At 73.1% G+C, this 10,761-nt stretch carries 9 protein-coding genes; all 9 read left to right on the top strand.

The features are described from left to right. Nucleotides 1–1,958 (top strand): endolytic transglycosylase MltG (gene mltG, locus QJS33_RS30360; protein ID WP_306371510.1); only part of this gene is annotated, 1,958 nt, incomplete at its 5' end. Next, a complete protein-coding gene (locus QJS33_RS30355) occupies nt 1,958–2,782 on the top strand; it encodes a shikimate dehydrogenase (protein ID WP_306371509.1) in 825 nt (274 codons plus the stop codon). The genes mltG and QJS33_RS30355, both read left to right, overlap by 1 nt. Nucleotides 2,783–3,112: 330 nt before the next feature. Then, nucleotides 3,113–3,748, top strand: coding sequence for a translation initiation factor IF-3 (infC, locus tag QJS33_RS30350; RefSeq protein WP_372339743.1), 636 nt, complete (start codon nt 3,113–3,115; stop codon nt 3,746–3,748). Between the two features lie 197 nt (nt 3,749–3,945). Further along, a complete protein-coding gene (gene rpmI / locus QJS33_RS30345) occupies nt 3,946–4,140 on the top strand; it encodes a 50S ribosomal protein L35 (RefSeq protein WP_306371508.1) in 195 nt (64 codons plus the stop codon). Nucleotides 4,141–4,300: 160 nt separating this feature from the next. Continuing rightward, on the top strand, nt 4,301–4,672 hold the full coding sequence (rplT, locus tag QJS33_RS30340) for a 50S ribosomal protein L20 (RefSeq protein WP_220559957.1): 372 nt from the start codon (nt 4,301–4,303) through the stop codon (nt 4,670–4,672). Nucleotides 4,673–4,704: 32 nt separating this feature from the next. Then, on the top strand, nt 4,705–5,550 hold the full coding sequence (locus tag QJS33_RS30335; protein WP_306371507.1) for an RNA methyltransferase: 846 nt from the start codon (nt 4,705–4,707) through the stop codon (nt 5,548–5,550). A gap of 279 nt (nt 5,551–5,829) precedes the next feature. Continuing rightward, nucleotides 5,830–6,996, top strand: a complete 1,167-nt coding sequence (locus QJS33_RS30330; protein ID WP_306371506.1) for a cell wall metabolism sensor histidine kinase WalK — start codon at nt 5,830–5,832, stop codon at nt 6,994–6,996. A gap of 181 nt (nt 6,997–7,177) precedes the next feature. Next, nucleotides 7,178–8,296: a phenylalanine--tRNA ligase subunit alpha gene (gene pheS / locus QJS33_RS30325; RefSeq protein WP_306371505.1), complete on the top strand. Its 1,119-nt coding sequence runs from the start codon at nt 7,178–7,180 to the stop codon at nt 8,294–8,296. Further along, nucleotides 8,296–10,761, top strand: a 2,466-nt coding sequence (gene pheT / locus QJS33_RS30320) for a phenylalanine--tRNA ligase subunit beta (protein ID WP_306371504.1), incomplete at its 3' end; no start/stop codon positions are given. The genes pheS and pheT, both read left to right, overlap by 1 nt.

The raw sequence follows: 10,761 nt of genomic DNA, 5'->3' as shown, positions 1-10,761 counted from the left end.
ACCTGCCCGAGGACACCGGTGCGTTCGACGCCGTCGCGTTCCCCGGGGTGAACAGCTCCGCCGACACCGGTGCGTTCGCCGCCCTGACCGAGGAGGACACGCGGCCGCGCCGCACCCGCGGCGAGGACGCCTCCGACACCGGGTCCTTCGACTCCACCCCGCGCCGGGGGCGCCGCCACCGCGGTGTCCCCGCCGAGGAGCCGGCCGAGCCGGCCGAGGAGACGGGCCGCCCCCGCTCCGGTCGCCGCCGCCGCGGCCCGGTGGAGGAGCCGCCCGCGGAGACCGGCGCGTTCGTCGCCGACGCCCCGCCCCGGGGCCGCCGCGCCCGCCGGGCGCAGCCGCCGCAGGACACGGGTTCCCACGACACCGGTGCCCACGACACCGGTGCCCACGACACCGGGTCCTTCGACACCGGCTCGCACGACACGGGTTCCTACGACACGGGCTCTCATGGGACCGCGTCGTTCCAGGACGCCCCCGACGGCGCCGACGCCTTCGCCGCCCCGGCACAGGAGCGGCCCCGCCGATCCCGGCGCCGCCGCGGCGCGGCCGCCGACGAGGCCCCCGAACCCGAGGAGACCCGCGACCCCGAGGACGCGGAGTCCGGCTCCGGGGCCGACGAGGAGGAAGAGCCCGCCGGTCGGCGCGGCCGGGGCCGCGGCCGACGCGGTGGCGCCCGTCGCGGGGGCCGCAAGCGCGGCCGCCGCGAGGAGGAGCCCCCGGCGGAGCCCGAGGAGGTGGCTGAGACCGGGTCCGACGAGGACGACTACGACTACGAAGAGCCGGCCCTGGCCGACATCGCCGCCGCCTACGGCGGCGGCCGCAGCAGCCGCAGGAAGGCCAAGGAGCTCAAACGCGCCCGCCTGGCCCAGCACCAGCGCACACCGGAGGGACGCCGGGCCAAGCGGCGCGGCAAGGGCATGATGATCCTGCTCGTCCTGGCGCTCATCGTCGGCATCGGCGGCGGCGGGTTCTTCGTGATGCGCACCTACGTCTTCCCGCCGGACTTCGACGGCGCGGGCGAGGGCGAGGTCGTCTACGTCATCGAGGAGAACCAGAGCGGCCTCGCCGTCGGCCAGGGACTGACCGACCTGGGCGTGGTGGCCAGCCCGCGGGCGTTCACCAACGCACTGGAGGACCTGCCCGAGGAGGAGCTGGGCCAGGGCCTGGTCCCGGGCAGCTACTCCCTGGCCCTGGGCATGAGCGCCGACGACGCCGTGCGCGCCCTGCTGGACCCCGCCAACCGCCTCGGCGGCCGGGTCACCATCAACGAGGGCAGGCGCAACGAGCAGGTTCTGGAGCAGCTGGCCGAGGAGACCGGGGTCCCCTACGAGGAGCTGGAGGCGGCCCACTCCCGGCCCGACGAACTGGGCCTGCCCGAGTACGCCGAGGGCGAGGCCGCCGGGTACCTGTTCCCCTCGACCTACATGTTCGACCCCGACACCGATGCCCTGACCATGCTCAGGACCATGGTCCAGCAGTTCCACACGACGGCCGAGGAGGTCCGGCTGGAGGAGAGGGCCGCCGAGCTGGGCCTCACCCCCGACGAGGCCATGGCCGTCGCCTCCATCGTCCAGGCCGAGAGCGGCAGCGAGGAGGACATGCCCAAGATCTCCCGGGTGATCTACAACCGCCTCGACATCGACATGAACCTGGGCATGGACAGCACCTGCTTCTACGCCATCGGCGAGTACGGCATCGCGCTGAACAACGATCAGCTCGCGAAGTGCGCCGCGGACACCAGCGGGTTCGACACCTACCACAAGCCCGGCCTGCCCCCGGGACCGTTCGTCGCCCCCGGCCGGGCCGCCATCGAGGCGGCGCTGGAACCGGCGGACGGCCCATGGCTGTACTTCGTGGCCACCGACCCGGAGAACGGCGTCACCGAGTTCACCGACAACGAGACCGAGTTCGAGGAGCTCAAGCAGGAGTTCATGGAGAACTGGAGCGGCGGCTGATGCGCGCGGCGGTCCTGGGCTCGCCGGTCGCCCACTCGCTCTCCCCGGTCCTGCACACCGCCGCCTACGCGGCGATGGGCCTGGCCGACTGGTCCTACGGCCTGCACGAGTGCGGCGAGGAGGGGCTGGCCCCCTTCCTCGCCGGGCTCGGCCCGGACTGGGCCGGGCTCTCCCTGACCATGCCGCTCAAGCGGCGGGCGCTGGAGCTGGCCGGCCGGGCCGAGGACCTGGCCGTCCGCGTCGGCGGGGCCAACACCCTGGTCCGCGAGGCCGACGGCTGGGCCGCCCACAACACCGACGTCGAGGGCATCATCACCGCCCTGGCCGAGGCGGGTGTGGACGCCCCCCGCAGTGCCACCGTCCTGGGCGCCGGAGCCACCGCGGCCTCGGCCCTGGCCGCTCTGCGCGGGCTCGGACTCACCGCCCCGGTCACCGTCCTGGCCCGGGACACCTCCCGGGCGGGCGAGGTGGTCGCCGCCGCCGAACGCCTGGGGCACCCGGTGGAGGTGGCCCCGCTGACCGAGGTCGACCGCCACCTCGACGTCGACCTCGTCGTCTCGTCGCTGCCCTCGGGCGCGGCCGACGACCTGGCCGAACCGCTGGCCAAGAGCGGTGCCGACCTGTTCGACGTGGTGTACGCCCCCTGGCCCACCACCGCGGCCCGCCGGGTCTTCGAACGCGGCGGCCGGGTCGTGGGCGGCTTCCCCATGCTGCTGCACCAGGCGGTGGCCCAGGTCCGCCTGATGACGGGGCAGGAGGGGGTGCCGGTCGAGGCGATGCGCGCTGCCGGGGAGGCCGAACTGGCCCGCCGCGCCGCCGCCTGAGCGCCGCGGACCGAGCCGGTCCGTTCGGCTGGTAGCATGAGATATCGACTTGGTCCGGTGTGCCTGTCACACTGGAACCGCAAGCGGAGATGATCCTCCCACCCGTCGGGTTCCGCCCGGACGGGTCCACCGAGTCGGCCCGATCCGTTGCCATCGTGACGGGATGCCGTGTACGCGGCCCCCGCCCGGCACCGGCGTCGTCGTGCCGTCCACCGGATCGACCCCGCTTGCACACGCTGGCGGGGTTTTCGCTTTTTCAGGGGGACCCCGACGCGGTCGGTCCACCCGCTGGAGACGGGCGGGCCGATCCAGCAGGCCGCACCAATTCAGGTGCGGCCGGTCCCAGGTAATCCGAGAAAGCTAGGGAGGGGTCTCATCAGCGCCGAGCCCCGCATCAATGACCGCATCCGGGTGCCCGAGGTCCGTCTCGTCGGACCCAACGGTGAGCAGGTCGGAATCGTCTCCGTGCAGGACGCACTGCGCCTCGCCCAGGAGTCGGACCTCGACCTCGTCGAGGTAGCGCCGACCGCGCGCCCGCCGGTCGCCAAGCTGATGGACTACGGCAAGTTCAAGTACGAGTCAGCGGTCAAGGCCCGCGAAGCCCGTAAGAACCAGTCGAACACGATCATCAAGGAGATCAAGCTCCGCCCGAAGATCGACCCGCACGACTACGAGACCAAGAAGGGTCACGTGGTGCGGTTCCTCAAGAGCGGGGACAAGGTCAAGGTGACGATCATGTTCCGTGGTCGTGAGCAGTCCCGTCCGGAGCTGGGCCGCCGTCTGCTGGCGCGGCTCGCCGAGGACGTCCAGGACCTTGGCACGGTGGAGTCGCAGCCCAAGCAGGACGGCCGCAACATGGTCATGGTGATCGGTCCGCACAAGCGGCGGTCCGAGCACAAGGCCGAGGCCCGCGCGGCCGCGGCGGGGGACAAGTCCCGCCGCGAACAGCCCGACGCACAGGCCTAGCGGCTCCGGGGAAGTCCCCCACCGCCCGGCCGCCGGAAGGGACCGGGTGGTGGGGTGGGCTGTGCGCGGACATCCGGACGCGTCACGGCCGGCGTCCAGGGACCCCGCCACAGTGACGGAAGCAGTGGCGGAACAACCGTGTCGCCCGCGCCCCGCGCGCGGAACGACACGCCGACGGAGTAGGAGACGACGGCGACATGCCGAAGAACAAGACTCACAGTGGGGCCAAGGACCGCTTCAAGGTCACCGGCTCCGGCAAGATCATGCGCCGCCGTGCCAACAAGAACCACATCCTTGAGCACAAGACCTCCAAGCGCAAGCGCAAGCTGGGCAACGAGGCCGTGGTCGCCCCCGCGGACGCGAAGTTCATCAAGAAGCTTCTCGGCAAGTAGTCCGCGAACCTTCCCCTCCCCCCGGAAGCGCCCCCGCGCCCCAGCGGCGCGGTGACGGCCGCCGGGCGGGATCAGTCAGAAGCGAATCCGGTCGCCGGGCTCCTCGGAGCCGGGCCGGTCGGCGCGCCCCGCGCGCCGGAACACACAAGAGGGAGTCACAGTGGCACGCGTGAAGCGGGCTCTCAACGCCAAGAAGAAGCGCAAGGTCGTCCTCGACCGGGCGAGCGGCTACCGCGGTCAGCGTTCGCGCCTGTACCGCAAGGCCAAGGAGCAGATGCTCCACTCGATGACCTACGCCTACCGCGACCGCAAGGACCGCAAGGGCCAGTTCCGTCGTCTGTGGATCCAGCGGATCAACGCCGCCTCCCGCGCCAACGGCCTCACCTACAACCGCTTCATGCAGGGCCTGAAGCTGGCCGGCATCGAGGTCGACCGCCGCATGCTCGCCGAGCTGGCCGTCAACGACGAGGCCGCGTTCGCGACCCTGGTGGAGACCGCCAAGAAGGCCCTTCCGGCCGAGGCCGCGGCCTGACCGGCTCCACACGGAGCCCGACGGGTAGAGCGATGGCGAGCCACGAGTTCACGAGTGTCCGGTCACCCAGGATCAAGGGGGTTCGGCGGCTCGCCAAACGCACCTTCCGCCAGCGTGAGCGGCGTTTCCTCGCCGAAGGGCCGCAGGCCGTGCGCGAAGCACTGGCCGCCGCCGGCGGTGCCGGGCGGTCCCCCTACGGCGGGACCGCCCCGGGTGTGGTCGAGGTGTACGCCACGACCGAGGCCATGCAGCGCCACCTGGACCTGATGGACGCCGCCCACACGGCGGGCGTCCCGGTCCACCGGGTCAGCCTCGACGTCATGACGGAGCTGGCCCAGACCGTCACCCCGCAGGGCGTCATCGCCGTCTGCGAGTTCGTCGACGTCCCCTTGGACAAGGTCGGCGACGTACGGCTGGCGGCGGTCCTGTCCCACGTCCGCGACCCGGGCAACGCCGGTACGGTGCTGCGCACCGCCGACGCCGCCGGGGCCGACGTGGTCATCTTCACCGACGCCTCCGTGGACCCCTACAACGGCAAGTGCGTGCGGGCCTCCGCCGGGAGCCTGTTCCACCTGCCCATCGTGGTGGGCGTCCCGGTGGCGCGCGCGGTCGACCTCCTGCGCGAGCGCGGCGCCCGGGTCTGGGCCGCCGACGGCGGGGGGCCGCGGGACCTGCACGAGGTCGCCGACGGCGGAGACCTGGACGGCCCGGTCGGCTGGGTCTTCGGCAACGAGGCCTGGGGCCTGCCCGAGGAGACCGTCCGCCTGACGGACGGCGCGGTCAGCGTCCCCATCTACGGCGGGGCCGAAAGCCTGAATCTGGCCACCGCCGCGGCCGTGTGCCTCTACACCACCGCGCGCCAGCAGCGGCGTACCTGAGGTCCCCGCGGGGGGATTTCCGACACCGACCCGCCATTCGCATTGGCAAATGCACGTGCACGGGGGGTCGGTGCCGATAGGGTCTGAGCGGGATCACGGTGGCGCCCCCCGATGCGCCACCTGCTCCGACGTGGGCGGAGATCCCTGTTCAAGAGGCGTACCGGGCGGACGAGCCGGGTAGATCTGCGGTGGTGGTCGCGGATGCCGACGCCATCGGTCGGCGGCCCGCAGGCGCAGCAGCCCTGCGTCCGTGGACCTACAAGGGGAGCGGGGAGAGGCGTGGGCAGCGGCCGGCAGGTGGATCACCCGGTGGAGGACGGAGAGGGTGCACACCCCTCCGACGCCCCCCCGGACGACGGCACCGGAGGCGACCCGACCCCCGCACCGCTGTGGGACGTGGACGACACCGTCACGGGCCACGCCCCCCTGCACGCCGACGACCTGCCCGACGGCGTCGTCGTCGCCGACGCCCGCGGCCGCGTCATCCTGTACAACGCCCAGGCCGCCCAGCTCACCGGCATCCCCGCCACCGCCGCCCTGCACCGCGACTTCCGCGCCGCCCTGCCGCTGGTCGGCGCGGACGGCAACGACTGGTGGGAGGCCAGCGACCCCTACGGGGGCGACCGCGGCCGCACCCGCCAGACCGAGCGCGCCCTGTACCTGCCCGACGAGCGGGAGATCCTGGTCGCCGCCCGCTACGTGCGCGCCCGCCCCGGCGGCGACCTCATCCGCCTGGTCGTCACCCTGCGCGACGCCTCCACACGTGCCGAGCGCAGCCGCGCCGACCTCGTGTCCGAGGTCGCACACGAGTTGCGCTCCCCGCTGACCAGCGTCAAAGGCTTCACCTCCACGCTGCTCACCAAGTGGGAACGGCTCACCGACAAGCAGAAGCTGTTCATGCTGGAGACCGTCAACGCCGACGCCGACCGCGTCACCCGGCTCATCCACGACCTGCTCGACGTCTCCCGCATCGAGTCCGGGCGCATCGAGGTCCGCCGCCAGGTCGTCGACGTCACCGAGGTGGTGCGCCGGGTCGTCGCCGGGCGCGTCGCCTCCGGCGAGTCCGAGGAGCGGTTCCGGGTCGAGACGCGCGAAGGCCTCCCGCAGATGTGGCTGGACCCGGACAAGATCGAACAGATCCTCTCCAACCTGGTGGAAAACGGGGTGCGGCACGGCGCTGGTACTGTCAGTATCGTGATCGAGCCGTGTGAAGGAGGAGCAGCGGTGTCGGTGCGCGACGAAGGCCAGGGCATAGCGCCCGAGACCATTCCGCGCGTCTTCCGCCAGTTCTGGCGCAGCAAGCGCCGGAGCGGGACCGGCCTCGGGCTGTTCATCGTCAAGGGCCTCGTCGAGGCCCACGGCGGCACGATCACCGTCGGACGCGCCCCCAGCGGCGGCGCCGAGTTCCGATTTACCATGCCCGCCGGGACGCCCGAGTTCGTCTGAAGTCCTTCAGACCCTCCGACGTCCCCGGTGGGCTCCACGGCGTGCCCGCGATCGGTGAGTGGACCCTTCCGTGCGCGCCCGACATCCCTGAGCCTTCCCTGTCGGCCTCGTCCGCCCCACGGCGGACCGTGACCACCGCGCGCCCTTCCTGCACGGGGACGCGACGGTGAGGTGACCAACCATGTCTGCACCGAACAATTCCTTCGACCCGGTCGAGGTGACCCCCCTGCACCCCGACGAGGTCGCCCGCATGCGCGAGGAGGCACTGGCCGCCATCGCCGCGGCAAAGGACCTCGCCGAACTCAAGGAGGTCCGCCTCGCCCACGCCGGCGACCGGTCCCCGCTGGCCCTGGCCAACCGGGAGATCGGGGCGCTGCCCCCGGCCGCCAAGGCCGACGCGGGCAAACGCGTCGGCGGTGCCCGCCGCGACGTCGGCCAGGCGCTCAAGGAGCGCCAGGCCGCCCTGGAGGCCGAGCGCGACGAGCGCGTCCTCGTCGAGGAGCGGGTCGACGTCACCCTGCCCTGGGACCGGACCCCGCGCGGTGCCCGTCACCCGCTGACCACCGTCGCCGAGCGCATGGCCGACGTGTTCGTCGGCATGGGCTTCGAGGTCGCGGAGGGCCCCGAGGTCGAGGCGGAGTGGTTCAACTTCGACGCCCTCAACTTCCAGCCCGACCACCCGGCCCGCACCATGCAGGACACGTTCTTCGTGGAGGGGCCCCAGGGCGCCGACTCCGGCCTGGTCATGCGCACCCACACCTCGCCGGTGCAGGTCCGCGCGCTGCTCTCGCGCGAGCTGCCCGTCTACGTGGTCGCGCCCGGCAAGACCTTCCGCACCGACGAACTCGACGCCACCCACAGCCCGGTCTTCCACCAGCTGGAAGGCCTGGTCGTGGACCGGGGCATCACGATGGCCCACCTGCGCGGCGCCATCGACGCCTTCGTCGAGACCATGTTCGGTGAGGGCCTGCGCACCCGGTTCCGCGCCTCCTACTTCCCCTTCACCGAGCCGTCGGCCGAGGTGGACATGGAATGCTTCGTGTGCCGCGGCGCGTCGGTGGGCGACCCGGACAACCCGTGCCGCACCTGCTCCAGCGAGGGCTGGATCGAGATCGGCGGCTGCGGTGTGGTCAACCCGCGCGTGCTCGTCGCCGCCGGGGTCGACCCCGAGGTCTACAGCGGCTGGGCCTTCGGCCTGGGAATCGAACGGACACTGATGTTCGCGCACGGCGTGCGCGACATGCACGACATGGTCGAGGGCGACATCCGCTTCACCTCGGCGTTCGGGAGTGAGAACTGATGCGCGTCCCCCTTTCCTGGCTGCGGGAGTACGTCGACCTGCCGGCCGACGTCACCGCACGCGACCTGGCCTCGCGGCTCACGCTGGCCGGGCTTGAGGTCGAGACCGTCGACGCCCTGGGCGCGGACCTGACCGGCCCCATCGTCTACGGGCGGGTCTTGGAGATCGAGGAGCTCACCGAGTTCAAGAAGCCGATCCGCTACTGCCGGGTGGACGTCGGGTCGGCCAACGGCACCGGCGAGCCCCAGCAGATCATCTGCGGTGCCCGCAACTTCTCCGAGGGCGACCTCGTCGTCGTCTCGCTGCCCGGCGCCGAGCTGCCCGGCGGCTTCAGGATCGGCGCCCGCAAGACCTACGGCCGGATGTCCGAGGGCATGATCTGCTCGGCCACCGAGCTGGGCCTGTGGGAGGACCACAGCGGCATCGTCATCCTGCCCGAGGGCTTCGGCGAGGTCGGCGAGGACGCGATCGGCCCGCTCGGCCTGCGCGAGGACGTGCTCGACATCGCCGTGACGCCCGACCGCGGCTACGCGCTGTCGATCCGCGGCGTGGCCCGTGACACCGCCTCCCTGTACGGCGTCGCGTTCCACGACCCCGCCGACGTCGACGTGCCCGCTCCCGCGGGCGAGGGCCACCCGGCCGTCCTGGCCGACGACTCCCTGTGCGACCGCCTCGTGCTGCGCGGCGCCACCGGGTTCGACCCCGACGCGCCCAGCCCGCTGTGGATGAAGCGCCGCCTGCACCAGAGCGGGATGCGCCCCGTCTCCCTGGCCGTCGACGTCACCAACTACGTGATGCTCGAACTCGGCCAGCCGCTGCACGCCTGGGACCGCGACCGCCTCACCGGCGCCGTCACCGTGCGCGCCGCCGAGGCGGGGGAGAAGCTGGAGACCCTGGACCACGTCCAGCGTTCCCTGGACACCGACGACATCGTCATCGCGGACGGGTCCGGCGCCCAGGCGATCGCCGGCGTCATGGGCGGGGTGGACACCGAGATCGGCCTGTCCTCCACCTCGGTCCTCATCGAGGCCGCCCACTTCGACGAGATGCACATCGCCCGCGCCTCGCGCCGCCACCAGCTCTCCTCGGAGGCCTCCCGCCGCTTCGAGCGCGGTGTGGACTCCGGCCTCCAGCTCGCCGCCGCCACCCGGGCCGTCGGGCTGCTGGCCGAACTGGGCGGGGCCACCGTCGAGGACGCCTACACCCACCTGGACCGGGTCGCCCCGCGCGCGCCCATCACGGTGCGGGCCGGGCACGCCTCCGCGGTCTCCGGGGTCGACTACCCGGCGGGCACCACCGAGAAGTGGCTGACGGCCATCGGCTGCCGGGTCGCCTCCGACGGGGACGTCCTGACGGTCACCCCGCCGTCCTGGCGGCCCGACCTCACCGACCCCAACGACCTGGCCGAAGAGGTCATCCGGTTCGAGGGCTACGAGAACATCCCGTCGATCCGACCGCACGGCTCGGGCCGCGGGCTCACCGAGGGCCAGCGGCTGCGCCGCGCCGTCGGCCGGACCCTGGCCGACGCCGGGTACAACGAGGTGCTGTCCTACCCCTTCACCGGTGAGCGCGACCTCGACGGACTCCAACTGCCCGCCGACGACGCCCGCCGGGCGGCCCTGCGCCTGGCCAACCCGCTCAACGACGAGGAACCACTGCTGCGGACCACGCTGCTGCCGGGCCTGTTCAAGGCGCTGGCCCGCAACGTGGGGCGTGGCTTCACCGACGTCGCCCTCTTCGAGATCGGCCTGGTGTACCGGCCCAAGCCGGGCGCGACCCGCGCCCCGCTGCTGCCGGTGGACCGCGGGCCGGACGCCGACGAGCTGGCGCTGATCGACGCCGCCCTGCCCGAGCAGCCGCGCCGGGTCGGCACCGTCATCACCGGCGACGCCGAGCGCGCCGGCTGGTGGGGCCAGGGCCGCACGGCCACCTGGGCCGACGCGGTCCAGGCCGCCCGGGAGGTCGCCCGGGTCGCCGGGGTGGAGCTGGAGGTGGAGGCCGACGCCCACGCCCCCTGGCACCCCGGCCGCTGCGCCGCGCTGTACGTTCGGGTGGCGGGCGAGCGGGTGCTCGTCGGCCACGCGGGTGAGCTGCACCCGCGCACCGTCAAGGCGTTCGGGCTGCCCGAGCGCACCGCGGCGATGGAGCTGGAGCTGGACCGCGTCGAGCGGGCCCGTACCCCGGTCGTCGCCCCGGAGGTGTCCACCTACCCGGTGGCCGTCCAGGACGTGGCCCTGGTCGTGGACGAGTCCGTGCCGGTCGGCGCCATCGGGGACGCACTGGCGGCGGGCGCCGGAGACCTGTTGGAGAGCGTGCGCCTGTTCGACGTCTACACCGGCGAGCAGGTGGGCGAGGGCCGCAAGTCGGTGGCCTTCACCCTGCGCTTCCGCGCCGCCGACCGCACGCTGACGGCGGAGGAGGCGGGCGCCGCCCGCGACGCCGCCGTGGCCGCGGCCGCGGAGCGC

The sequence above is a fragment of the Nocardiopsis sp. CC223A genome (genome assembly GCF_030766825.1).
In the GTDB taxonomy this organism is placed as follows: Bacteria; Actinomycetota; Actinomycetes; order Streptosporangiales; family Streptosporangiaceae; genus Nocardiopsis.
This window is presented reverse-complemented; position numbering and strand designations above follow the sequence as displayed.

Excerpts from the sequence above, each read along its gene's own strand:
- QJS33_RS30355 (WP_306371509.1), top strand. The coding sequence starts at position 1,958 with ATGCGCGCGGCGGTCCTGGGCTCGCCGGTCGCCCACTCGCTCTCCCCG.
- rpmI (WP_306371508.1), top strand. The coding sequence starts at position 3,946 with ATGCCGAAGAACAAGACTCACAGTGGGGCCAAGGACCGCTTCAAGGTC.
- QJS33_RS30335 (WP_306371507.1), top strand. The coding sequence starts at position 4,705 with ATGGCGAGCCACGAGTTCACGAGTGTCCGGTCACCCAGGATCAAGGGG.
- pheS (WP_306371505.1), top strand. The coding sequence starts at position 7,178 with ATGTCTGCACCGAACAATTCCTTCGACCCGGTCGAGGTGACCCCCCTG.